Genomic DNA, 24706 nt, shown 5'->3' on the forward strand with positions numbered 1-24706 from the left:
CAAAAAAAAGAAATACGGATATTCGTTGAAAATTGGTCTGAAATCTGCGATCAAAAATGCGTATTTTTGTACATTATTTTTTGAAAATATTGATTGCTAAAATAGCCAAACATATTAATTCCTTCGACTTTTTCAGGGCAGCTATCGTGAGTTTGATTCTTTCGGCTGCAATCTTTTGGGGATTCTCCACGCATCAATATCCACAAGGAATATCTATAGTAGTGGGGGTGATGTTGGCCTATTTTTCGAATATTGAAGGCACCAACCGCAACCGTATTTTCGGTATGTTTTCGAGCCTTACCTTAGGTTTGGTGGTGGTAATAATATTTTTTTTGGTAAAAGACCTTCCTGTTTTATTCAACTTGGCCATTTTATCTGATTTGATATTTGGCTCCTCAATGTTGTCGGTTTTTGGGTTTCGGGGATCAATGATAGGTTTTGCAGGGCTTTTCGCAATTGTAATGGGTTTTATGCTGAAAAAGAGCCCTTTGGCGTGGTATGAGATTGCATCTCTTGTTGCTTTTGGAGGCCTTTTTTATATTTTGGTGTCTTCAATATCTCATTTTTTATTCCAAAAACGACATACACAATTACTGTTGGCCGATTGTGTAGAATTAACTGCCAAATATTTGAAACTGAGTGATGCCATCAAATGGCACAAAAATGGGGAAACTGCTGACTCACAATTCCAATTATTGAAAGTACAGAGTGCAATAAACGATAACCATGAATTGCTCAGAAGCCTACTATTGAGTGAAAAAACAAAGCTTATTTCTAACGAGCAGAGTCAGAAATTGTATCTCTTGTTCATTGAGATGCTTGACATTTATGAGATGGCAATAGCCTCGAATCCTGAAATAGAGACTTTTCAGGAGGTTTTGGGAGACCAAATTGATCTTTTAGAGCCCTTCACTATTTATTCCGAAAAAGTCATTGAGAATTTGGAAAGCCTATGTGATGCATTGAGGAAAAATAATTCGTTTGAGCTTAGCTTGGATTTAGAAATTTTACTAATTTCTGCAGAGAAAAATATCGCCGTTTATGTACAAAAAATCAAACTTCCTGCCGCCAGAGAGGGTGCTCTGATGATGAGAAGTTTATATGATTTAAAGCTAAAACAGTTTGAAAAACTTAAATTTCTGTACAGAGTTTATAATAATTTATTGAATCAAAATAGCATTGTACCGCAGCGGAATAGTGCCTTTATAACTACAAACAACTATTCATGGAATACCATAAAAAACAACCTCAATACTGACTCTGTAATTTTCAGGCATGCTGTTAGGTTAACTGTTGCATTTTTGTTGAGTTATTTTATCGGCCAAGCTCTGAACCCCGCCTATTCAAACTGGATCATTGTAACTACAATGGTGATTTTAAGACCCAACTATGGCTTAACCAAAAGTCGAGCAAAAAGTCGAATGATTGGGACTGTTTTAGGTATGATTTTTACATTGGCATTGGTTTACTTTTCCGGTAATCATCTCTTGTATGGTTGGGTGGCTGTTGTTGCCCTTTTGGTAGGCTTTTCAAATATTCAAAAAAACTATCTTTTAGCTTCAGCTGGTTTGACAATCAGTATTTTATTGCTTTATGTTTTGAATGAAAAAGGGACTATAGATGTAATTCTATTTAGAGGGCTGTACACACTTATTGGAGTCCTAATATCGCTATTTGCTATGTATTTTGTCTGGCCAATTTGGGAAAAAGAAAACATTAAAGATGCCGTAAAAAACGCTATTTCAGCTAATCTAGCGTATTTGGAATCTGTAAATGTGGTTTATAAAACCAAAGAGCCGCTAGATACCCAATATAGGTTGGTGAGGAAAGAAGCATTTTTGAAAAATGGCAACTTGAATGGTGCATTCCAAAGGTTAAAGGACGAACCAAAATCTAAAAAGGATTCACTTAGTAATATTTATGCCATAGTGCTTCTGAATCACAATTTTCTTTCCGCTGTTGCGTCGTATTCGGCTTATATACAAGGACATAAAACTACCAAGCCTTCGGTAGAGTTTGAGATAGTAATGGAAAATGTATATCATAATCTAAACATGGCTATTGGAGTTTTTGAAGAAAAAGATATTGCGGAAATGGAGGGTAAAACCCGTAAGGCTTTTGATGTTTTAGATAAAAAATATGCTGAACTTAATATTCAAAGAAACAAAGAGATTGACTCAGGTGTAAGCATTATGTCGGACGAAATGCGAAGCAAACTCCAAGAAGGAAAAGTGATTTTGGAACAATTGCGATGGTTTATAAACCTTTCAGAGAATATTTTGGGTGCTTGTGGTGTTTTAGGGTGATGTTTTTTGCTTTCAATTTTTCTTTTTTGAATTTCCAGAAAAGAATATTTCCTCAAGTCTAAAATGTTTATTTGCCAATTCTGAAACTCAAAATCTCACCATCCCAAGGTCTCCTTCAGTTCTTTATAGCCGCTTTTGCTTACTCCCACTCTCACCCCATTTTTGAGTAATAATTGATACGAATTTTTCTCGTATAATTCTAGTTTTTGGATACATGTGATATTTACCAAAAACGAGCGATGGACTCTAAGAAAAGTAGAAGGAAGGAGCAATTCAAACTCTTTCATTGTTTTTTGTTTTAGAAACTTACCCTTCTCGGTGTAAATCCAAACATAGTCACCATAGGTTTCGAGATAGGTAATGTCTTGAAAAGGCACCATTTCTATTTTGGAGCCATCTTTTATCACGATTCTCTCAAGCGGTTTTTCGGGATGAAGAGGAGCAGACAGCAAGTTTTTGATTTCTTCTTTTGTATCTACTTTTGCTTCTATCTTCTCTTTAATTTTTGACAAAGCCTTACTGAAACGGTCCCTTGAAAACGGTTTAAGAAGATAGTCTACCGCATTTTTTTCAAAGGCCTCGATAGCATATTGGTCATAAGCAGTTGAGAAAACCACAATGGGTGGCTCAGGTAAAAGCTCTAAAAGTTCCAGTCCAGTTAGCTTGGGCATCTGGATATCAAGAAATATCAGATCTGGTTTAAGTTCGGTTATGAGTTTCATTGCTTCAAAACCATCAGCTGCTTCGCCCACAACCTCAAAGTCGGGGTCTGCTTTTATGAAATTTTGAACCAATGTCCTTGCTAAAGCTTCATCGTCTATAAGTAATGTCCTGATTTTCATGATTCTAATGGTAGATTAAGCCAAACAATAAATTTGTTGTTATCGGTTTGAGTTTTAAAAATTGCTAAGTTTTTATATATCAACTTTAGGCGTTCTTGTATATTCTTTAAGCCCGTTTTTGTGCCAATTTTTGTGCCGCTGTCTTTGTCAAAAGTGTTTTCCATGATCAGTTCGAGTCGGTTTTCTTCAATTTTTGTTTTGAAAAATATCTTTTCAGGATTCAGCGAGTTATAAATGCCATGTTTTATGGCATTTTCAAAGAGCGTTTGAAGCAACATACTTGGAATTTCTATATCTAAAGTTTCTGGTGCTACTTCAAATTCCACCTTTATTTTTTCTCCAAACCTAATCTTTTCGATATCTAAATATGCTTCACACATCTCGAGTTCTTTTTTGAGGGGCACTTTGTTCATTTTGCCATAACCAACCGTATACCTCAAAAAATCCGAAAGTTTTATCACCATTTCATGGGCTTTTTCTGGGTCAATAATAGTCAGTGAACTGATACTGTTTAGACTATTAAAAATAAAGTGCGGGTTCATTTGATTGCGTAAAAGCGTCAGTTCTGCTTCTTTTATTGACTCACTCAATCTGCTTTCAATCTCTTTTTTTTCGACATAAGAATTATAATATTTAAGCAAATAAATAGAGATCACAAAAACGATGTAAGCAAAAAAGCAAAATGGTATTTTACTCACTAAAGCTCCTGATATATAATGTTTTATTTCAGGAACTGGGAATATTAACTTTAAGAGTAAATGGGTGAGGTTAATCCAGGTAAATGAAAAAAGCAAAAAGAGCAAAAGGTGGTTTAATAAAAGCATGGGAATTTTCTGGTTTTCCCATGACATATAATTTATCGGATACCACATTCCCAACATCAAGCAGGCCATAATAAAGTTCTGAAGGAACATATCCGCCCCTAAAAAGTCTTTCGGAACATCGATCAAATTCGACATGATAATAAAGAATATCATTCCGAATAATGCCCATATAGAGAAATACCTTAAAAGCCTTAATTTGCCGCTCAATATTGGGTTTTGCATACCTTAAATTCTATATATTTCTAAGGCTCCCATTATTACGGTACCTTCTATATTCAGCACTTTATTTTCGTCAATTTGCCCTTCTAGACCATCATTGAAATCTTTAGAGGCACCCATTATGCTAGTAGCATCCAATACAACTCTCCAATCTTTTGGCACCGTGATTTTTACTGCACCCATGGTTACAAATACCTCAATGTTGGAGTTTTTAGAAGGTAAGGCTTGTGTTAAGTCTATTTGAACTTCACCCATAGCACAATTTATGTAACCATTTCTTAATTCTTCATCTTTTATGGTTTTCTTACTAGCTCCCATTAAGTTATTTACTTCAAACATCTCTTTTTCGTCCACATCTTCTTTATGTCCAGAAACTCTCTCTTGAAGTTTACCTAAAACACCTAGGCCACCAATCAAGACCAATATGATTACCAAATATTTTATAAATAATTTCCTGTTTTCCATTTTTAATAATAGTTTTTATTGAAAATATATGATTAAAATCTTTTGATTTCTACACCGCCCATTATAACATTTCCAGACAGGTAGAATTTCTTCTCTTTGTTTACTACAGAGTCAGGAAACTTTGTGATTTGGTCTTCTACACCGCCCATAATAGGTAAAACATCGATGATAACGTTCCACTCTTTCGGTATTTTTAATTCCAAGCCACCCATCAAAATAAATACATTAAGGCCTGATTTTTCGGCTAAATCTGCCTCTGTTAGGTCTATTTGTGCACCGCCCATTACACAGTTTACTCGGCCACCTTCAAAGCTCTTCGAAAACACTTTTTTGTTGGTTCCAGCCATGATATTTGACTCGTTTATTAATTCATATTCAGATCCGTCGGGCTTGAGTTCTCGCCTTGGCATATCAAATTTTGGATTGTAATATTTGTAAAGTGTCAAACCTCCAAATCCTACCAATAACAATGGCCAAAGTTTGTAATAAGTTTGGCGTTCGGCAATGGTAAGGAAATCAGGAACAAAAAATATGACTGCAATCGAGGTTGCAATAATCCCTTCCATATTTTTACCCTTCAAAAAAGCATTGATGCCAATGATTAGAGGAATTAGACGCCAAGTGAATATTTTGACAGGAAAGGCGAAATTTAATAAGCCAAAATTTCTAAGTAAAAATAAACTTCCAGCAGCTACTAAAGCTATAGACCAGAAAAAGACAGAGTTTTTGTTATTCGAATTCATAATTTGTTTTTTTTATGCTTCAAAATTATATTGAACATACTCCAAAGAAAACAGGAATTCGGTAAGGGTTCAAACTTTTACCGATAAATGAATAGTTTTTGTCGTTAAATGGAATTCAATCGAATTTGATGTTTTTAAAATCTCAGTTTTTCTTGGTAAAAATCTTTAGTTTTTCGAAAGAATTGCATTTGAATTGATAATTAAGCGAAAATTTAATTTAGAGATTTTGTTTGTTTTAATCTATTTTCAGGATTTTTTCTTAGTTAAAAACCTTTCGAAATGTTCATTTTTCGTGAAAATTTTAGAATATTTAAGGTTTTTAAATTTTTTTAAGAAATATTTAAACCCAATCCTACTTTAATTCGTTTGTTTTGAAATGTTAAAATAATTACCTGTCCTAGGGTATTGTATCGCATAAATAGAATTTGTTAAGGTTTTTTTTATAATAAATCATAATTCTAAAAGCTGTGAGATTGGAATAAATGAATAGATTTTTAAAAAATATTTTACCACTTTTAGGTATTTTTCTTTTTGGAGGGATATACCTTTCTAATGCTGTCAATCTGCAGCAGTCCAATGCTGGTGAATTTTTTAAAAATGATAACTATTCTATACAATTAACAGAATTTGCGAATTCTAATAATTTTTATTTTTCCAATTTCTTAAATCAAGAAAAACTAAGTCAGAAATTTTTAGCAGAGGAAATTGTCGAAGAGGATGAAGTTAATCATCAATTCAAATTTGTAGCCAATAGCTATTTTTTAGATCCTCTTTCTATTCCTCGAATTTTTGTAAAATACCTTATTTTCTTAATTGTATCTTTTGGTTTTTACCATTTTTGGAAATACAAAACCTTAGAAAGATACCTACTGCTGCAAGTATTTAGGCTGTGATATGCTAATTTAGCAACCCTTCTGTTGCCAGTACTCATTATTATTTTTTTGCAAACAAACCAATCAACTAGCCAGATTCTGTTGTGGTTTTTTGTTTGCCTAATCTCAATTTAACATTACAAAAAAATGAAAAAAATAAGCATGCTATTAGGCTTGGGCGTATTTCTATGCACTTTTGCCTGTAAATCTGAAAATAAAGAAATGAAAGAAGAGGCTACTAACTTTACTGTTACAAGCCCAATTAAAAAAGACACAACTGTAATAAAACAATATGTTTGTCAAATCAAATCTATTCAAAATATCGAAATCAGAGCCCTCGAAAAAGGTTATCTGAAAGGTATTTATGTTGACGAAGGAAAATTTGTAAAACAAGGCCAAATGATGTTTCAAATTATGCCAAATATATACGAGGCAGAGTTGATGAAAAACGAGGCGGAAGTTAAAGGAGCTGAAATTGAGGTTTTAAATGTTAAAACTTTGGCCGAAAAAAATGTTGTTTCTAAAAATGAACTACTCATGGCGGAAGCCAAGCTCGAAAAAGCAAAAGCAGAAAGACAATTGGCAAAAGTACATTTAGGTTTTACGCAGATTACTGCTCCATTTTCAGGAATAATGGACCGACTGAAAGTAAGAAAAGGAAGCCTTGTAGACGAAGGAGATCTACTAACGACCCTTTCGGACAACAGCAAAATGTGGGTGTATTTTAATGTTCCTGAAGCTGAATATCTCAATTATAAAACCAAAACTAGTAAAGATAAAATGTTAAGTGTCAATTTGTTGATGGCTAACAATGAGTTGTTTAAACATGCAGGAGTAGTGGAAACCATAGAGGGAGAATTTGACAATGAAACTGGAAATATCGCCTTCAGAGCTACTTTTCCTAACCCAGAAGGATTGCTTAGACATGGCGAAACGGGAAATATACAAGTAACTGTGCCTTTAAAAAATGCTATTCTTATTCCCCAAAAAGCCACGTTCGAGGTATTGGATAAAATCTACGTTTATGTGATTGACAAAGAAAATAAAGTTCGGTCAAGAGCAATTACAATAGCCGCCGAAATGCCTCACCTGTATGCCGTTGCCTCAGGTTTATCTACTGGCGACAAGATACTTTTAGAAGGCCTTAGGAAGGTAAAAGAGAACGAGAAAATCGAATTCAAGTTCGAAAATCCTTCAGAGGTAATTACGCACTTAGGCCTTTATGCTGAATAAATATTATCCACTAAAATAATTTAAAATCATGTTTAGAAATATAATTCATAGGCCAGTTTTGGCCATTGTGATTTCTGTTATTATAGTTTTTACGGGATTACTTGCTATAAAACAACTGCCTACTTCACAGTTTCCTGAGATTGCTCCCACCACGGTCAATATTTTCATTGCTTATCCTGGTTCGAGTGCTGATGTGTTGGTAAAATCAACATTAATTACACTTGAAAATGCCATAAATGGTGTGCAAGGCATGCGGTATATGGCTACCGATGCAACGAGTGCGGGAGAGGCTACACTTAGAATAATTTTTGACCCTGGTACTGACCCCAACTTGGCGGTAATTCGAGTCAAAACTAGAGTTGACCAAGTGATGCCACTATTACCTGATTTGGTACAAAGAGAAGGGGTGGTTATCACGCCTATTCAGCCGAGTATGTTGATGTACGTAAACCTCTATGCTAAAGATAAAAGCCTAGACGAGAAGTTTTTATACAATTATGCCAACGTAAAAATCATCCCTGAGATAAATAGAATAAACGGGGTGGCACGTACCCAGATTTTAGGTAGCCGCCAGTTTGCTATGAGAGTGTGGCTAAATCCTGACCGTATGCGTGCTTATAATATTTCGGCAGAGGATATTATGAAATCGCTCGCCGAACAAAGTATCGTTGGTAGGCCGGGTCGGATTGGACAAAGTTCGGGTATTTCTGCTCAGTCTCTTGAGTATGTTTTAACTTACAAAGGAAGGTTTAATACACCAGAAGAGTACGGAAACGTAATAGTAAGAGCAAACGCTGCCGGAGAAAGTATACGATTAAAGGATGTTGCAAAAATTGAATTGGGAAGTGAGTTTTTCGATATCTATTCCAATCTCGACGGACACCCGTCTGCTGCTATTTTGCTAAAACAAAATGTGGGAAGTAATGCCACCGAAGTGATAGAAAACGTAAAAAGTAAGCTAGAAGAAATGAAAGCTTCATTTCCACCTGGGGTAGATTACAAAATCAGTTATGACGTTTCGAAGTTTCTGGATGCCTCTGTGGAGCAGGTCACGCATACTTTGAGAGATGCATTTATACTTGTGGCTTTGGTGGTATTCTTATTTTTGGGGGACTGGCGATCTACGATTATTCCGATTATTGCAGTTCCTGTTTCGCTTATCGGAGCATTTTTTGTGATGCAACTTTTTGGCCTATCTATAAATCTAATCACGCTTTTTGCACTTGTACTTGCCATTGGTATTGTGGTTGACGACGCCATAGTGGTGGTGGAAGCCGTACATGCCAAAATGGAAGAGGAGCATCTGTCGCCTTACAATGCCGTAAAAAAAGTAATGGGCGAAATCAGCGGGGCAATTATAGCAATAACATTGGTGATGGTTTCTGTGTTTTTGCCAATTGCATTTATGTCTGGTCCTGTAGGTACTTTTTACCGGCAGTTTTCTATTACTATGGCTAGTGCTATCATATTATCCGCTATTGTGGCTTTGACACTTACGCCTGTTTTGTGCGGTATGATTTTGAAAAATAACCATGGCAAACCAAAGAAAAAATCGCCGATAGACTGGTTGATAGGTAAATTCAACCAAGGTTTTGATAAAATGACTGGGAAATATGTCAGTCTCCTTAAGTTAATTGTAAATAAAAGACTTCTGACTTTTCTGATTCTTTTTGGCTTTGGTTTGGGAATAATCTTTGCCAACAAAATTCTTCCAGCAGGTTTTATACCAAGCGAAGACCAAGGGACTATTTATGCAATAATACAAACTCCTCCTGGGGCTACTTTGGAACGTACCAACAAGGTGACTTTGGAGCTGCAGAAAATATGTAAAGAAGTGGAAGGGGTGGAGTCTGTATCATCCTTAGCAGGTTATGAAATCATGACCGAAGGTAGAGGCTCAAACGCAGGTACATGTTTGATAAATCTAAAGCCTTGGTCTGAACGAGAATCGTCAGTAAATGAGGTAATAGAAGAACTTGAAAAAAAATCAAAAGATTTAGGGGCAATTATTGAATATTTCGAGCCTCCGGCTGTGCCAGGCTTCGGTTCGTCTGCTGGTTTTTCTTTGCGTTTATTGGATAAATCTGGCACTACAGATTATCATGAGTTTGATAAAATCAACAAGGATTTCATGGCTGCACTGAGCAAACGAAAAGAATTGACGGGTTTGTTTACATTTTTTGCGGCAAATTATCCTCAGTACGAGCTGCAGATTGACAATAATGCCGCTATGCAAAAAGGCGTGTCTATTGGCAAAGCAATGGAAAATCTGAATATCATGATCGGAAGTACCTATGAGCAAGGTTTCATTCGTTTTGATAGATTTTTTAAGGTTTATGTACAATCGTCTCCTGAGTTTAGGAGGTTGCCATCAGATGTTTTAAACATGTTTGTGAAAAACGAAAATGGTGATATGGTGCCCTATTCTTCGTTTATGAAAATCGTGAAAAAACAAGGTCCGAATGAAATTACGCGTTACAATATGTATAATTCTTCTTCTATAAGAGGTTTGCCTTCAAAAGGTTACACTACTGCGGATGCTATTCAAGCCATCAGAGAAGTTTCCAAGGCCACCCTACCAAGAGGATATGATATTGCATGGGAAGGATTGTCTTTTGACGAAGCCCAAAGAGGCAATGAGTCTTTGTATATTTTTGGGGTTGTTTTGATATTCGTGTATTTGGTTTTGGCTGCCCAGTACGAAAGTTTCCTTTTGCCAATGGCGGTAATATTTTCACTTCCTGTAGGTATTTTTGGCTCATTTGTGATGCTGAAAGCCATGGGATTGGCAAATGACGTTTATGCTCAAGTAGGATTGATTATGTTGGTTGGTTTGCTGGGAAAAAACGCAGTATTGATTGTAGAATTTGCCGTAATGAAACGACAGCAAGGCATGAGTGTGCTAGATGCGGCTATCGAAGGAGCAAAGGTAAGATTCCGACCAATTTTGATGACTTCATTCGCTTTTGTGGCTGGTTTGATACCATTGGTACTTGCCCACGGAGCAGGTGCTATTGGTAACCGTACTATTGGTGGGTCTGCTATGGGTGGCATGTTGTTCGGTACCATGTTTGGTGTAATTATCATCCCTGGCTTGTATTATATTTTCGGTACACTGTCTGATGGTAAGCATCTTATCAAAGACGAAGACGATGAGTCGCTATCTGAAAGTTTTGTTCGCTCAGGCGAAGAAAAAGGTAAACTTCTTGAAAGAATAAAGAAATTATTAAGGAGAAATGATGAAAACAAAAATGAAGAATAACATGAAACGAAACATAATTTATATAGTTTTTGCTAGCATTTCTTTGTTTTTGAATGCTTGCAAAACGCCTGAAATTGTTGGTAAAACTGAAAATAAAAACCTGCCTTCAAGTTTTGGAAATGTAACGTCTAATTCAGCTATAGAGAGAGTAAATTGGAAAGACTATTTCCAGGATTCATTCCTAAATAGTTTGATAGATACAGCTTTGAAAAACAACCAAGAGCTGAACATCACAAGGCAGGAAATAGAAATTGCGAAAAATGAGGTAATGGCCAGAAAAGGGGAATACATGCCTTTTGTGAGATATGGCGGCTCGGCAGGTTTAGACAAAGTACCTCGATATACCAATATTGGAGCTATGGAAGCCAATACGGAAATGAAACCTGGCAGAGAAATGCCGGACCCTTTGCCTGATTTTGGTGGCGGATTGTATGCCAACTGGGAGCTGGATATTTGGCATAAACTACGAAATGCCCGAAAAGCTGCCATGTCGAGATATTTAGCAACAACTGAGGCCCGAAATTTTATGATTACGAATCTGATTGCTGAGATAGCCAATTCGTATTATGAGCTTTTAGCCCTTGATAATCAATTGGTCATCGTGAAACAGAATATTGAAATTCAAAGTAATGCACTTGGGATTGTTAATATTCAAAAGGAAGGATCTAGAGTGACGGAATTGGCCGTAAAGAAGTTTGAAGCGGAGGTTTTTAAAACCCGAAGTCTTCAGTTTGATATCCAACAGAATATTATCGAAACTGAAAACAGACTAAATTTTCTTGTTGGTAGATTTCCTTCTCCAATTCCAAGAAATTCATCGGATTTCAACACCATGGTTCCTCAGTATATGAGCACGGGTCTGCCATCGCAGCTTTTAGCCAACAGACCTGACATTCGGCAAGCTGAGCTAAATCTTGAGGCTGCTAAAATAGATGTTCAGGTTGCTAGAGCAAATTTTTATCCTTCACTGGGTATTTCGGCAGCCTTAGGTTTAAAAGCTTTCAATCCTATTTATTTGATAAATCCGAAGTCTTTATTGACTTCATTATCATCGGATTTAGTAGGGCCTTTGATAAATAAAAATGCGATAACGGCCACTTATTTTAATGCAAATGCGAGCCAAATTCAGTCAGTTTACAATTATGAAAGAACCATATTGAACGCATATCTGGAAATCGTGAATCAACAAGCGAAAATCACAAATTTAGCACAAAGTTATGAGCTAAAATCAAAACAGGTGGAGGCTCTAACAGCGTCAATTGGCATATCAAATGATTTATTTAAAAATGCCAGAGCAGATTATATGGAGGTTTTACTTACGCAAAGAGATGCTTTGGAGTCAAGATTTGAATTGGTAGAAACCAAAAAACAACAAATGAACGCAAGGGTTAATATTTATAGAGCATTGGGTGGTGGTTGGAATTAAAAACATCCCATATTCTAGATTTTAGCTTTTTCTAAAAATAATTACAATTCAGATTAGGGTTTTATTTGTAATGTTTATGCTCAGACAGGCTGTCTATATTATTTGGGCAGCCTGTTTTGTTTTTAATATTCGATTTTTTAAGTAAAATGATTCGAAAAATATTCATGCTCGATAAACATTCTCAAAACTATTTTCAAGGCCAGGTTCTAATGGAAATATCTGCTTTAAGTGATGCTTTAAATGCTCAGGGTAATCCTTCATAATATAAGCCAAAGTGGAAGGTCCTTCGTCATCGATGTAAATCACGTTTTCTAATACTGCTGGATTTACATTAGCCATTATATGTGCTATATGTAGATTAAATGTCGCCCAAAGATCAATCAATTCTGGCCAATAAGCAGCATTATAATTTTGCGATGCCACCCACTCATCTTGCCTATAACCCATGAAATGAAGCTCGGTTTCGTTCATCATTCTCACAAATTTTTGTTGATTGTTGCAAGCTGAATCTATTAAATGTCCCAAAATTTCTTTTTTCGACCATTTTTTAGGGTTTAGTTTTATGCTGGCTTCTTCATCTGAAATCAGGCTGAGTTTTTCTTTAAATTCGAGTATAATTGTTATTAGTTTTTGACTTATATTTTGCATTTTTTTAATTTTTTTGTGGGAACTTGCCAAGAAAACCTTTGGCGTAATGAACCGCTGAGTAAATTTCTTTAAATTAAAACTATTATTTGACCATTAATCACTTTTTTTCTTAGCATTTATCCTATTTATTTACTTTTGATTTTAAACAATTTCTAAAATTATAGTATTTCGAGTAAAACGGTGATTCGATTTACGCCAAAATCCTTATTTCATTTTAACAAAAAACAAACTATGACAAAAAAAATCTATGTCCTTTTGCTAGCTATCTTGGTGTTTGCAGGGTCTGCTACACATGCACAAAAGAAGAAGAAAAAGGAGGAAGCCGCCCCAGTAGAAACCCCGGCCAAAAAACCAGAAGCTCCAGCCAAAAAGCCTGACGCAGCTAAGAAAGGTCCAAAGCCTTATAAAGAGGTTATTGATAGTACTGCTGTAACCCAAGTTGGATTAATGACTGTACATAAAATGGATGATAAATATCTATTTGAAATTCCAGATTCATTAATTGGTAGAGACATAATGTCCATCACTAGATTTTCTAAGACTCCTGCTGGAGGTGGAATATTTGGTGGTGAAGAAGTTAACAGACAAGTAGTTAAATGGGAATTGGGGCAGAATAAAAATTTGCTATTAAGATCTATTACTACAGTTATAATGTCGCCAGATAGTACCAAACCTATGGCTCAAGCCGTGAAAAACTCAAGTGCTGATCCAATAATAGGAAACTTCGAGATCAAAGCCTACAAAACGGATTCGTCAGGAAAAGTGAAAATGGCCTATGTAATTGATGTAACAAGTACTTTCGATAGCGATATGCAAACATTCTCTTTGGGTTCTATTGATAAGCAGGTTTTGAATATTACCTCTTTTCAAAAGGATAAATCATTTATTCAAAAAATATCTACTTATCCTATAAATACAGAAATAAGAACGGTTAAAACTTATGCCACTACACCTCCAAGGATTTCATTAACGCCTATGCCGCAAATCGGCAGAAATCTACCTGCTGGCTTGGATGCTGGAGTTGTGACTATGGAGTTTAATACTTCTATGATTTTGTTGCCAAAAGTACCAATGCGTAAAAGAACTTTTGATGCACGTGTAGGATATTTTGCCAATAGTTATGCCGTTTTTGGTGAAGAATCTCAAAAATCTGATAAAGATGTATTTGCAGTAAGATGGAGATTAGAGCCTAAATCAAAAGAGGATGCGGAAAGACAAAAAAATGGAGAACTGATTGAGCCTAAAAAGCCAATTGTATATTACATTGACCCTTCTACGCCTGACAAATGGAAAAAATATATAAAAGCTGGTATTGACGACTGGCAGCCAGCATACGAAGCCGCAGGTTGGAAAAACGCCATCCGAGGTGAGTATTGGCCAGAAAATGACACCACAATGAGTTTGGAAGATGCAAGATTCTCAGTAGTGAGATATTTTGCAGCAGATATTCAAAATGCTTATGGTCCAAACGTTCATGATCCCCGCTCTGGAGAAATTATCGAAAGTCATATTGGTTGGTACCACAATATCATGAGTTTGTTGAGAAACTGGTATTTGATACAAACTGCCGCTGCTGACCCAGCCGCTAGAATGAAGAAATTTGATGACCAATTGATGGGCGAATTGATACGTTTTGTTTCGTCTCACGAGGTAGGACATACTTTAGGCTTACGTCACAACATGGGAGCTAGTTCGGCAACACCTGTTGAGAGTTTGAGAGATCCAGCTTTCCAAGAGAAAAACGGACATACTTCCTCTATTATGGACTATGCTAGATTTAACTATGTAGCTCAGCCTGAAGACGGCGTGAAGCACTTTTTCCCGAGAATTGGTGACTATGACAAGTGGGCAATCACTTGGGGCTATAGCTATTTTGCTGACGCCAAAGACGAGAAAGCAGAAAAGGCAATTTTGAACGATATGACCAAAGAAGCTTACAAAAATCGTAGACTTTGGTTTGGTACTGAAATTAGCCCTTATGACCCTCGTTATCAGACAGAAGACATTGGTGATAACGCTATGCGTGCATCAGAGTATGGCATTAAAAACTTGAAAAGAATCTTGCCTAACTTAATGGAATATAGCAAAGAAAATGGCGAAAGTTATCAAGAGTTAGACGAGCTATACATGAACTTGGTAGGTCAGTACAGAAGATATATGGGCCATGTAACAAAAAACGTGGGTGGTATATATGATTCGCCTAAAACTTATGACATGGAAGGTGATCAATTTGAAATAGTACCAAAAGCTATTCAAAAAGATGCCGTGGCCTTTTTGAATACGCAATTGTTTGACACGCCAATTTGGTTGATGGATCAGAAAATTCTTTCGAAAATCAAACCAGAGAATGGTGTGGAGGCTATAAAAGCTATGCAAGATGCAACACTCTCAAGTCTTTTGGCTGGTGATAGAGCCGTGAGATTGATGGAAAGTGGAGCTGCAAGTGGAAATAATTATTCTTTGGACGAAATGATGAGCGATTTGAAAAACGGAATTTTCTCAGAGCTTAAAGGAAAGTCAAGTATTGATATTTATAGAAGAAACATGCAGAAACTTTATGTAGACAAAGTAATTGCATTGTTGAAACCAGGAAAGGCTTCTGTAAGATCTATTCCAGTTGGTGTGACGTATGGTTTTAGCACAAGAACGGTTAACCTTCAAGAAACTGATTTGCCTTCTATAGCAAGAGGCCAATTGACGGCTTTGAAAAACGAAATGAAAGCATCTTCAATGAGAATGTCGGATAAATTGAGCAAATACCATTTGCAAGATTTGATAGCTAGAATAGAAGCTGCTTTGGATCCGAAATGATTTAGAGATTAGATTTTATACGAAAGCCACCTCGTTTGGGGTGGCTTTTTTGTTGTTTTTAGGAAAAGATAAAAATATTTCTTCTCTTGTAGATCCACTTCCAATTATATCCAATAAAACATTGTAAATTCGAAGAAAAAATTAAGAGACCAAATATGATTTCGTAAATTATTTTCAACCAAAAAAAATCGAAATGAGGATAATAAAATCCACCAGTCTGTTGCTGGCCCTACTAACTATTAGCAGCTTCTTTCTTATTGAATGCACAAAGTCATCTTATAATACTCTCAATAAATCTATTATTCAAAGCAGAAAACATATAAGAAATGAAAAACTCAAAAAACAACTTCAAAAAATGGATGTTTTTAGAAATGATTTTTTAGAATTTGTTTCAAATACAAAGAGTATTAACTTAGAAAACAGAAGAGACACACTAATCCTTGTTGAGTATTTCGACAACATTTGTCTAAATTGTAATTACTATGATATTACGCTTTTAGACGACAGTATCGCCTTTAAAATAAATGAGATAAACTGGACTAAAAAACCTTACCAGCATAAAATAGAAGTAGATACTCTAAGTTTCAAAACACATTCAAATTCAATTGGAGATGGGCTTTGGAATCTAAAAATTCAAAAAAACAACAATGACCCTTTTAAAAAAGATTTATATAGCAAACCTTGTTTTGATGGCTCAAGAGCAATAGTTACTTGGATTCTACCTAATCAAAAAACTATTTCAATACTTGCGGATTGTTTGTTTTAATCCGCCCTATAATTATTTCATCATTATTCGAGAATCTTGAAAATTCTATTTTTCTCTTTGAGACACCTCGAATGGCATCTTCAAAACCAGACAAAAAGGGTTTCCAATCCAACCAAGCTTTAACCTTTCTATATCCCCTACAAAAAAGTCTTTTCCAAAGCAATAGCTTGCCTTTCAGGCATTTGGGCTTCTTGAGCGAAGTTTTTCCAATTGCTCACCGTTTCTTTTACTTGGGCTATGATGTCTTTGGGTTTCTTGATGTTCATTTGTTTTGCTACGTTCAGCAAATCACTTTGATCAATACCCTCACGTTTTCCGTTCACTGACATTTGATGGCGAGCTATCCATTTGTTTTCGGGATTATAGGCATAGGTGACATCATAAGCTGGCGAAAGCTTCCATTTGCCAGAGTTGTCCATCAGAAACGAAATGTTTTTAGTGTGGTCGTCTTGGTTACGGGCAATTACGTTAAACACCATTCTGAGGTACAATTGCTCGGCATCGGTATAGGGAAGCCTTAACTCACGCATGGCCTGAAACGCCTGCTCGTAAGCGTAGGCATTCGGATTGTTGTAGTCATAATGACACAGACCGCAGAGTGTCTGCATGTGTAGTTTTTGGTTGTTGGGTAATCTATCAAACCGCTTAGTCATAAAATGGGCTCTTCCGCCTTCTTCCAATAGTTTACTTTCGGTCATGTTTATGCCGCATGCTATCGCCATTTTATAGTAGGCATATTCTATTCGGCCATAACCCTTGGGGTCGCTTAATTGTTCGTTTGTTACACCATCAAACTTTATCAACCAATGCTCAAAGCCTTCTGGGGCAACGAGCTGGCCGCTTCGTACCGCTTTAGTGAGTGGATTATAGGCTATTACGGCTTTTGCTCTTGCACCACCCGCTGATGTCCCCACCTTTACGATATCTTTCAGAGCTTCAGCTTCTGTTTGACTTAGAGCGGTACTCAATTCGGTTTTTTGTTCCAAAGCTTTTTTTGACAAAGCCACCAAATTACTTATTTCTAGATTTTTATCCGTTTCTTTCTCTTGCTTTATGGCTGGGTCAAATTCCAATGCACCCATGCCTCTGTTGCCCTGGTAGCAGAGTCGTTCTACAGGATTCATACTATTGCGGGCCCTACCCTGTGATGCCAGCCAAATATCTATCAACTGTCCACCAAATCTATCGGGAAGTGCATCGGCCAATAAACCGGGCAAACCTTGGTATGTTTCTCTTGGTAAAGCTGGAAACTGAAAAATCGTACCCTTTGATGCACTTTGAAGCGACATAGTTAGTGGGGCAATATCAAGTCCTAGACGAACAAAGGCAGCATCCATCTCAAAAGATGCTACCTCACGAGCCTCATCCCACAAAACGGCACCCACTAGCTTATCCCACAATATCACATTTGCTAGATTTACCATTCGCTTGCGGGCTTAGTTTTTTTATTTCCAGTAGCTCTTTTACGGTATTTGGCTTGTTGCTCGGCCACCATAAGTGGGCTGATGCTATCCGGAACCACAAATGCCCCAAGTATGTCAAGCTGCTCCAACCCACGTAAAATCTGAACAAAACTCAGCATATTACTTACACGCCCATTCTCAATTTCGCTAATGGTACTACGAAATATACCACTTTTGTCAGCCAACTCTTGCTGGGTAATATTGGCCTTGATACGCATACGTTTTAGCTGCTTACCAAGCTCGGTTATTATGGCAGCATCACTCATGCTATACCAATTTAAATTGTTGTATAAATACGACATTATGCTTGATGTTTTATATTAATGTTTTCTTTACACAACAAATATACCAAATAAATATGGAATAAAAAAATATGTCGCTAAAAGACAACAATAAATTACTTTAAGCACAATAATGTTGCTTTAGGGCAACATTTAAAATAAAATTAATTAAACAAAATTCCAAAAAGAAAAAAATCAAACCAAAACCTCTTTACCAACATTCAAAAGTATCAACTCCTTATCTGCACTTGAAAAAGCGGCCTTGGCCGCATGATGGTCGATTTTGATGGGCGGAAATGAATCAAAATGGCAACCGATGATTTTGCTACATTCAATAAAATCGGCAGCAATAACAGCATCTTCGTAACCCATTGTGAAATAATCGCCTATTGGCAGAATGGCGAAATCAAGCGGCGGACATATTTTTGGGAGCAATTGCATGTCTAAAGTTAAAGCAGTATCTCCTGCATAATAGAAACAATTGGTGTCGTTCCAAACCACAAAACCCATGGGATTACCTCCATAGGTGCCATCAGGAAGTACGCTGGAGTGTATTGCTATTACATTTTTAAAAGTAAAACCATCCAAACTCAATTTGCCTCCGATATTCATTCCGTGGCCTTTCAAGCCTTTTTGCTCAAACCAGCCCATGATTTCATAATTTGAAATTATCAAAGCACCTGTTTGCTTTGCAATAGCTTCAGCATCAGCCATGTGGTCGCCATGTCCATGCGAAATAAAAATATAATCGGCTTCTATTTCATCTATCTTGATGCCACTAGCCATAGGATTTCCAGAAATAAAAGGGTCGAATAAGAGTTTTTTGCCTCCAAAGTTCACCAAAAATGATGAATGACCTAGGTATTGAATTTTTGTTTGTAGCATGATATTTTAAATTAGATTTTATTTAAATTGGCAAAAAAGTGGTGTTTTTTATTTCAGTCATAACAAATTGACTTTGAGCATTGCCTATGTTTTCTAAAATAGCCAATTTGTTCACAATAAAATTTTGATATTCTTTCATGTCTTTTATTAAAACCTTTAACATATAATCGAAATTGCCTGTTACATGATAACATTCCACAACCTCGTTAAATTGTAAAACATCTTCTTCAAATTTATCCAAGAAAGGTTTTGCATGTTCCTTTAAAGATACATGGCAGAAGCCAATTAAGGTAAAACCCATTTTTTCTTTATCCAATATCGTAACATAAGCGTTTATATAACCATCTTTTTCTAAGCGTTTTATTCGCTCATATATTGGTGACAAAGACAAATTTAAATGAGTTGATAACTCTTTTGAAGTTATCTGAGCATTTTGTTGTAAAAGTTTTAATATTGTTAGGTCTACATTATCTAAATTTTCCACAGTTATTTTCGCTGAATGTTATTATAAAATTTTATAGTAAAAGTGAATTTACTTTAAATATAATCATATTTCAGTGATTTTTATTTAAAAGTATATCTTGTTTGATTTTTTTAATTAAAATTTTAAACTTTGACCAATAAAAAGTAAATAAAATGGAGACAAGAAGTTTTAGTCCTGAAAGTTTAATGATGTCATATGGCTATAATCCTCATTTGTCAGAAGGAGCCATTAAATGCCCCATTTTTCAAACTTCTACCTTCGTTTTTAAAAACGCTGAAGAAGGCAAGGCTTATTTTGAAATTGCCTACGGGCTGAGAGATAAAAAAGAAAAAGAAGAGTTAGGATTAATTTATAGCAGAATTAATAATCCTGATTTAGAAATTCTAGAAAACAGACTTACGCTTTGGGATGGAGCGGAGGATTGTGCAGTTTTTGAGAGCGGCATGTCAGCCATAACTACCGTTTTTTTGGAATTTCTAAAACCCAATGACATCATTTTAGTAAGTAGTCCTCTTTATGGCGGCACGGATCATTTTATAACTCATTTTCTTCCAAAATTCGGTATTAAGGTTGTTGAGTTTAGTCCATTTGATACAGAAGAAGAAATAATTAAAAAAGTTGAGATTTCAGAAGGCAATCTGGCAATGGTTTATTTAGAAACCCCTGCCAATCCAACCAATACTCTGATAGATATTGCAATGTGTAGAAAAATTGCAGATCGATTTCAAAAAGATGGACACGATAAGGTAATTGTAGCTGTAGACAATACCTATATGGGACCGCTTTGGCAGCATCCATTAAAATTCGGTGCCGATTTCTCAATATATTCTGCTACAAAGTATATTGGCGGACATAGCGATGTTATAGCGGGTGCAGTTTTGGGAAATAAACCTTTGATGGGTAGAATAAAAGTCTTGCGGACTTTTCTTGGCAACATGGCTGGACCTTGGACAGGTTGGTTACTGCTGAGGAGCCTAGAAACGCTCAAAGTTCGAATGGAACAACAAGCAAATAATGCCTTAAAAGTGGTAGAATTTTTACAATCTAATGACAAGATAGAAAAAGTTTATTTTCTAGGTTTATTGGAAGAAAAAGACGGAGAGCAATTCGAAATATATAAAAAACAGTATTCCTCGGCTGGAGCAATGATAGCTTTTGACCTAAAAGGTGGAGAAAAAGAAGCTTTTGTATTTTTGAATAATCTTAAACTCATAAAGCTCGCTGTAAGCTTGGGAAGCACTGAGTCATTAGTAGAACACCCTGCAACCATGACCCATGCCGGAGTGGATATTGAGCATAAAAAAAGAATGAATATCACGGATAAAATGATTAGACTGTCAGTTGGTGTAGAAAACTATTCAGATATAATTTGGGACATCGAGCAAGCATTAAATTCAATATGAAAAGAATTTGGTTGTGATTGAAATCAATACCCCAACGGACTCACTCCCTTCATTTTTTTAAACAATTTATTGAAATACGGCACATCATTAAAGCCGCTTTCATAGGCTATTTGGCTAACTGACAATTCGTTTTTTCTAAGAAGCTGACAAGCATATTGTATTCTATATTCGTTTACAATTTCTAGAAATGTTTTGCCAGTTAAGGTTTTAAAATATCTGCAAAAAGAAGTGGGTGAAAGATGTGCAATTTCTGCTATTTTCTCAAGCGATATTTCTTCGCGATAATGTTCGATTAAATAGGCGAAAACACGCTGAAATCTTATTGTTTCATTATTAGAATGTTTTATGCTTGAAAAAGATGGATCAATGGGCTTCAAATCATTTGAATTTGCCAAAATACCTAGAATTTTTAAAAGAGCTAATAGTTTTTGGTAATCGTCTTTCTCATCCAAAAGCCCCATTTCTGTTAATATTTCTGTTTTTACTTTACCCGAAATCTTTAATCCAGCGTTTGATGCTGCAAAAAGAGCTTTTATTTTTTGTATTTCGGGCAATTCCATAAAGGCAGAACCTAAAAAATCTCTTTTAAATTGAACAACTGTTGCCTCAACGGTTTCGCCTTCCGGCAAAGATTTGGAAATCCAACAATGCGGCAGATTTGAACCTAAAAAAATTAAGTCGTCCGTTCCAAAATCTTCAACTTGAGTACCCACGTAGCGTTGGCCTTCGCCTTTTTTTATATGTGTAAGTTCAAATTCGGGATGAAAATGGAAAGGTGCGTCAAAAGCAGGAAGCTCAAATTTTCGAAGTAGAAATGAGCTTGTAATATTTTGGTCTAATTTTTCAAAAACAGCTTTCAATTGTCTTTTTTTATCAAAAATATCATTAATTATTTTCATTAATGATAATATTAGACAATTTTTTGAAAATTTTGTCAAATTTATTTTCCTGAATTCTCTCCAACTTGCATCATCAAAATTTAAACCTTTTATGAAACTCGACCTAACCTACGAACTGTCGCAAGAACAAATCGACTTTTATCAAAAAAACAGATACATCAAGCTAAAAAATGTGTTTGATGCAGAAACTTTGGCTTATTATGGCCAAAAAATCTCGGAAAAAGTAAACGAACTCAACAATCAAGAAAAACCTCTTGATGCTCGTGATACTTATGGTAAGGCTTTTTTGCAGATTTTCAACCTTTGGCGAGAAGACGAAACCATTAAAGAATTTGTGATGAGCCGCCGTTTGGGTCAAATAGCCGCCGAACTTATGCAGGCAGAAGGAGCAAGAATTTATCATGACCAAGCACTTTTTAAAGAAGGTGGTGGTGGCATCACGCCATGGCATGCTGATCAATATTATTGGCCTTTAGAGACAGATAAAACAATCACCGCTTGGATTCCTTTACAAGAAATTCCACTAGAAATGGGCCCCTTGGAGTTTAGTGCGGGCAGCCATGCTATAGTTGAAGGTAGAGAATTGGCCATCAGCGATGATAGTGAAAATATGATTGCCCAAAAGTTAAGAGTTACTGATTTCAAACATGTTATTGAGCCATTTGACTTGTGCGAAGTAAGTTTCCATTCGGGTTGGGTTTTTCACCGAGCAGGTGCCAACCAAACAGATAAGATGCGTAAAGTAATGACGGTAATTTACATGGACAAAAATATGATTTTAAAAGAACCTGAAAACGAAAATCAAAAGAAAGATTGGGAAGTTTGGTGTCCGGGTGCACAAATTGGAGAGGTGATAAATACGGAATTGAATCCTGTGGTTTACTGAAACTGTACTTTATTTCAGAAAAAATAAATTTTTGATTTTAAAGTAAACTCATGTATTCTTTCCAAAATTAATTTAGATGAAAATAAAACAATTCTTAATAATTTGTTTGTTGCTGTCCTATGATATTTCATTTGCACAGTCACTAAATGAAAAATACCATGCCCTGCCATTTGGAAGTATCAAACCTAGCGGATGGCTGAAAGAACAAATGCAAAAAGACCTGCAAGGGTTTGTAGGAAACTTAGACAGATTAGTTCCTTCTTTAATCAATGACCCCATATATGGCGAGGGCCGAATGCACAAAAATAGCAAAGAAAAGGACCTGGGAAATTCGAAATCGGGAGATATCGAAGGCTCAAGTCAGTACATGTGGTGGAATTCTGAAACGCAATCCAATTGGTGGGATGGCTACATGCGAAATGCTTTTTTGTTAAATGATAAAGCGGCCATTGAAAAGTCCAGAAAACATGTTTATGAAATCTTAAAAACCCAAGATAATGATGGGTATTTAGGTATTTATGATAAAGAACTGCGGTATAATTTCAATTCTGAAAATGGAGAATTATGGGCAAAAGCTACTTTGTATCGTGGACTTTTGGGGTATTTTGAGGCTACTCAAGATACAATTGTATGGAAGGCACTACAGAAAGCGGTTGCTAATGTAATGGAGAATTATCCGATTTATAAATCCCATCCTTTTTATTCAGGTGATGGATTTTCGGGTGGTGTAGCCCATGGACTTACCTTTACGGATGTTTTGGATAGGATGTATCAGTTGACCAATGATAAAAAATATTGGGAGTATGCCGCATTTTTATACGCTGATTTTTCAGAAAATCATACTTCGGAGTCAGATGCTCAATTAAATAATATTTTAGATGAAAAGTACCTTTTAAGGTCTCATGCCGTTCATACTTACGAACACCTTCGACCGCTCATTACGGCCACTTATGCTACTGGAAATCCTCAATTAGAAAAGGCATTAAAGCTCTATTTAACGAAAATAAAAAAGGCAACTACCATGACTGGAGGTGCTACTGGAGACGAATGGATTTGGAAACAAATAGCCGATGCCACCGCTACTGGTTATGAGTATTGTTCTTTGCATGAGTTGATGGATAGCTATACTTCATTGTTACAAAAAAGTGGAAATGCGGCTATTGCAGATGATATAGAAAATATTTTTTACAATGCCGCCCAAGGTAGCCGTGACCCCAATCATTCGGCTATTGCCTACCTTAAAACCGACAATAGTTTCGTAATGGATGGTACAAAAAATGGGGAGGTAGAACCCAACCGAAAACAAACCCGCTATAAGTATTCTCCAGCTCACCAAGATGTGGCAGTTTGTTGCAATCCTAATGCAGGCAAAATAAGTCCGTATTTCGTAAAATCTGCCTGGATGAAACAATCTGATAATACTTTGGTAGCCACATTACTTTGTCCAAATATTTTGGAAACAACGATAAATGGAATCCCAGTCAAAATTGAAGAGATAACAGAATATCCTTACAAAAATGAATTTAAATTCAAAATTACTGGTGAAAAAGCGATAGGTTTTAAACTAAAAATCAGGAAACCAGAATGGGTAAAAAATATCATTACAAGAGAAAAGTTTAGTATCGAAGATGGGTATATAGTAATAGAAAGAGAATTTCAAAAAAATGATGAATTTTCGATTAACTTTACTACATACATCGCAATAAAGGAAGATTTAAATAAGGAAAAATATTTTAAATATGGAGCCATTGTTTACGCAAAACCAATAGCCTCAATTTCCGAAATTGGGAAATCTTATGCCGACGCTTTTAATGATTTAACCTATAAACCCAAATCGAATCAAAGATTTAAATTTGTTGAAAACCATAAGGCAACTTATAAAAATGGAAATATTATAGCTCAGCTTAAAAATTTAGAAAACAACAAAATTGAGCCTGTTACTTTAATACCTTTCGGAAAAACGGTTTTAAGACAAACAAGTTTTTAAA

Annotated in this window: 20 protein-coding genes; 10 read left to right on the forward strand and 10 right to left on the reverse strand. The window is 35.8% G+C overall.

The genetic code is table 11. The features are described from left to right. Positions 1-56 precede the first annotated feature (56 nt). Complete coding sequence (locus tag EGI22_RS11675) at positions 57-2306, forward strand: FUSC family membrane protein (RefSeq protein WP_255068579.1); 2250 nt, start codon at positions 57-59, stop codon at positions 2304-2306. Positions 2307-2401: 95 nt separating this feature from the next. Here the strand turns inward: EGI22_RS11675 and EGI22_RS11680 are convergent, their stop codons facing one another. From EGI22_RS11680 to EGI22_RS11695, 4 genes are read right to left on the reverse strand one after another with little or no spacing between them, the layout of a single operon-like run. Next, positions 2402-3148, reverse strand: a complete 747-nt coding sequence (locus EGI22_RS11680; protein WP_255068581.1) for a LytTR family DNA-binding domain-containing protein — start codon at positions 3146-3148, stop codon at positions 2402-2404. Further along, entirely contained in the window at positions 3145-4194 is a 1050-nt protein-coding gene (locus EGI22_RS11685) for a sensor histidine kinase (RefSeq protein WP_255068583.1), read from the reverse strand. The genes EGI22_RS11680 and EGI22_RS11685 overlap by 4 nt, the downstream gene beginning before the upstream one ends. Positions 4195-4197: 3 nt before the next feature. Beyond that, positions 4198-4656 (reverse strand): LiaF domain-containing protein, encoded by a 459-nt coding sequence (locus EGI22_RS11690; protein WP_255068585.1) that lies wholly within the window; start codon positions 4654-4656, stop codon positions 4198-4200. 32 nt (positions 4657-4688) lie between these two features. Beyond that, complete coding sequence (locus EGI22_RS11695; protein ID WP_255068587.1) at positions 4689-5399, reverse strand: DUF5668 domain-containing protein; 711 nt, start codon at positions 5397-5399, stop codon at positions 4689-4691. A gap of 482 nt (positions 5400-5881) precedes the next feature. Between EGI22_RS11695 and EGI22_RS11700 the strand changes: the two genes are divergently transcribed. The 4 genes from EGI22_RS11700 to EGI22_RS11715 all read left to right on the forward strand — a co-directional run bounded on the left by EGI22_RS11700 (position 5882) and on the right by EGI22_RS11715 (position 12192). Continuing rightward, a complete protein-coding gene (locus EGI22_RS11700) occupies positions 5882-6292 on the forward strand; it encodes a hypothetical protein (protein ID WP_255068589.1) in 411 nt (136 codons plus the stop codon). Between the two features lie 126 nt (positions 6293-6418). Next, the gene (locus EGI22_RS11705; RefSeq protein ID WP_255068591.1) at positions 6419-7504 is read left to right on the forward strand and encodes an efflux RND transporter periplasmic adaptor subunit; all 1086 of its coding nucleotides are present in this window, start codon (positions 6419-6421) and stop codon (positions 7502-7504) included. Positions 7505-7532: 28 nt separating this feature from the next. Then, positions 7533-10766, forward strand: coding sequence for an efflux RND transporter permease subunit (locus EGI22_RS11710; protein ID WP_255068593.1), 3234 nt, complete (start codon positions 7533-7535; stop codon positions 10764-10766). A gap of 1 nt (position 10767) precedes the next feature. Then, positions 10768-12192: a TolC family protein gene (locus EGI22_RS11715; protein WP_255068594.1), complete on the forward strand. Its 1425-nt coding sequence runs from the start codon at positions 10768-10770 to the stop codon at positions 12190-12192. Between the two features lie 162 nt (positions 12193-12354). Here the strand turns inward: EGI22_RS11715 and EGI22_RS11720 are convergent, their stop codons facing one another. After that, on the reverse strand, positions 12355-12840 hold the full coding sequence (locus tag EGI22_RS11720) for a DinB family protein (protein ID WP_255068595.1): 486 nt from the start codon (positions 12838-12840) through the stop codon (positions 12355-12357). A gap of 231 nt (positions 12841-13071) precedes the next feature. Between EGI22_RS11720 and EGI22_RS11725 the strand changes: the two genes are divergently transcribed. After that, positions 13072-15651, forward strand: a complete 2580-nt coding sequence (locus EGI22_RS11725; RefSeq protein ID WP_255068596.1) for a zinc-dependent metalloprotease — start codon at positions 13072-13074, stop codon at positions 15649-15651. Between the two features lie 193 nt (positions 15652-15844). Next, positions 15845-16417, forward strand: coding sequence for a hypothetical protein (locus EGI22_RS11730; RefSeq protein ID WP_255068597.1), 573 nt, complete (start codon positions 15845-15847; stop codon positions 16415-16417). A gap of 137 nt (positions 16418-16554) precedes the next feature. On the opposite strand, the gene EGI22_RS11735 is transcribed toward EGI22_RS11730, so the two are convergent. From EGI22_RS11735 to EGI22_RS11750, 4 genes are all read right to left on the reverse strand, one after another. Further along, entirely contained in the window at positions 16555-17841 is a 1287-nt protein-coding gene (locus tag EGI22_RS11735; RefSeq protein ID WP_255068599.1) for a type II toxin-antitoxin system HipA family toxin, read from the reverse strand. Further along, positions 17835-18182 carry a helix-turn-helix transcriptional regulator gene (locus tag EGI22_RS11740; RefSeq protein ID WP_255068600.1) on the reverse strand — a complete coding sequence of 116 codons (348 nt, stop codon included), beginning with the start codon at positions 18180-18182 and terminating at the stop codon, positions 17835-17837. Before EGI22_RS11740 ends, EGI22_RS11735 begins: the two co-directional genes overlap by 7 nt. 174 nt (positions 18183-18356) lie before the next feature. Beyond that, positions 18357-19046: a metal-dependent hydrolase gene (locus tag EGI22_RS11745; protein ID WP_255068601.1), complete on the reverse strand. Its 690-nt coding sequence runs from the start codon at positions 19044-19046 to the stop codon at positions 18357-18359. Between the two features lie 22 nt (positions 19047-19068). After that, the gene (locus EGI22_RS11750) at positions 19069-19530 is read right to left on the reverse strand and encodes an Lrp/AsnC family transcriptional regulator (protein WP_255068602.1); all 462 of its coding nucleotides are present in this window, start codon (positions 19528-19530) and stop codon (positions 19069-19071) included. Positions 19531-19682: 152 nt separating this feature from the next. Between EGI22_RS11750 and EGI22_RS11755 the strand changes: the two genes are divergently transcribed. Beyond that, positions 19683-20933 (forward strand): cystathionine gamma-synthase family protein, encoded by a 1251-nt coding sequence (locus EGI22_RS11755; RefSeq protein ID WP_255068603.1) that lies wholly within the window; start codon positions 19683-19685, stop codon positions 20931-20933. Positions 20934-20956: 23 nt separating this feature from the next. Here EGI22_RS11755 and EGI22_RS11760 read toward each other — a convergent pair whose 3' ends face one another. Further along, positions 20957-21832: an AraC family transcriptional regulator gene (locus EGI22_RS11760; protein WP_255068605.1), complete on the reverse strand. Its 876-nt coding sequence runs from the start codon at positions 21830-21832 to the stop codon at positions 20957-20959. Positions 21833-21923: 91 nt separating this feature from the next. Between EGI22_RS11760 and EGI22_RS11765 the strand changes: the two genes are divergently transcribed. Both EGI22_RS11765 and EGI22_RS11770 read left to right on the forward strand, forming a co-directional pair. After that, positions 21924-22718: a phytanoyl-CoA dioxygenase family protein gene (locus EGI22_RS11765; protein ID WP_255068607.1), complete on the forward strand. Its 795-nt coding sequence runs from the start codon at positions 21924-21926 to the stop codon at positions 22716-22718. Positions 22719-22794: 76 nt separating this feature from the next. Then, on the forward strand, positions 22795-24705 hold the full coding sequence (locus tag EGI22_RS11770) for a beta-L-arabinofuranosidase domain-containing protein (protein ID WP_255068608.1): 1911 nt from the start codon (positions 22795-22797) through the stop codon (positions 24703-24705). Position 24706 lies beyond the last annotated feature (1 nt).

Origin of the sequence: Lacihabitans sp. LS3-19 (assembly GCF_024343575.1) — a bacterium.
Taxonomy (GTDB): domain Bacteria; phylum Bacteroidota; class Bacteroidia; order Cytophagales; family Spirosomataceae; genus Leadbetterella.

Coding starts and splice junctions, on each gene's coding strand:
- EGI22_RS11675 (WP_255068579.1), top strand. CDS start 57: ATGCGTATTTTTGTACATTATTTTTTGAAAATATTGATTGCTAAAATA.
- EGI22_RS11680 (WP_255068581.1), bottom strand. CDS start 3,148: ATGAAAATCAGGACATTACTTATAGACGATGAAGCTTTAGCAAGGACA.
- EGI22_RS11685 (WP_255068583.1), bottom strand. CDS start 4,194: ATGCAAAACCCAATATTGAGCGGCAAATTAAGGCTTTTAAGGTATTTC.
- EGI22_RS11690 (WP_255068585.1), bottom strand. CDS start 4,656: ATGGAAAACAGGAAATTATTTATAAAATATTTGGTAATCATATTGGTC.
- EGI22_RS11695 (WP_255068587.1), bottom strand. CDS start 5,399: ATGAATTCGAATAACAAAAACTCTGTCTTTTTCTGGTCTATAGCTTTA.
- EGI22_RS11700 (WP_255068589.1), top strand. CDS start 5,882: ATGAATAGATTTTTAAAAAATATTTTACCACTTTTAGGTATTTTTCTT.
- EGI22_RS11705 (WP_255068591.1), top strand. CDS start 6,419: ATGAAAAAAATAAGCATGCTATTAGGCTTGGGCGTATTTCTATGCACT.
- EGI22_RS11710 (WP_255068593.1), top strand. CDS start 7,533: ATGTTTAGAAATATAATTCATAGGCCAGTTTTGGCCATTGTGATTTCT.
- EGI22_RS11715 (WP_255068594.1), top strand. CDS start 10,768: ATGAAACGAAACATAATTTATATAGTTTTTGCTAGCATTTCTTTGTTT.
- EGI22_RS11720 (WP_255068595.1), bottom strand. CDS start 12,840: ATGCAAAATATAAGTCAAAAACTAATAACAATTATACTCGAATTTAAA.
- EGI22_RS11725 (WP_255068596.1), top strand. CDS start 13,072: ATGACAAAAAAAATCTATGTCCTTTTGCTAGCTATCTTGGTGTTTGCA.
- EGI22_RS11730 (WP_255068597.1), top strand. CDS start 15,845: ATGAGGATAATAAAATCCACCAGTCTGTTGCTGGCCCTACTAACTATT.
- EGI22_RS11735 (WP_255068599.1), bottom strand. CDS start 17,841: ATGGTAAATCTAGCAAATGTGATATTGTGGGATAAGCTAGTGGGTGCC.
- EGI22_RS11740 (WP_255068600.1), bottom strand. CDS start 18,182: ATGTCGTATTTATACAACAATTTAAATTGGTATAGCATGAGTGATGCT.
- EGI22_RS11745 (WP_255068601.1), bottom strand. CDS start 19,046: ATGCTACAAACAAAAATTCAATACCTAGGTCATTCATCATTTTTGGTG.
- EGI22_RS11755 (WP_255068603.1), top strand. CDS start 19,683: ATGGAGACAAGAAGTTTTAGTCCTGAAAGTTTAATGATGTCATATGGC.
- EGI22_RS11760 (WP_255068605.1), bottom strand. CDS start 21,832: ATGAAAATAATTAATGATATTTTTGATAAAAAAAGACAATTGAAAGCT.
- EGI22_RS11765 (WP_255068607.1), top strand. CDS start 21,924: ATGAAACTCGACCTAACCTACGAACTGTCGCAAGAACAAATCGACTTT.
- EGI22_RS11770 (WP_255068608.1), top strand. CDS start 22,795: ATGAAAATAAAACAATTCTTAATAATTTGTTTGTTGCTGTCCTATGAT.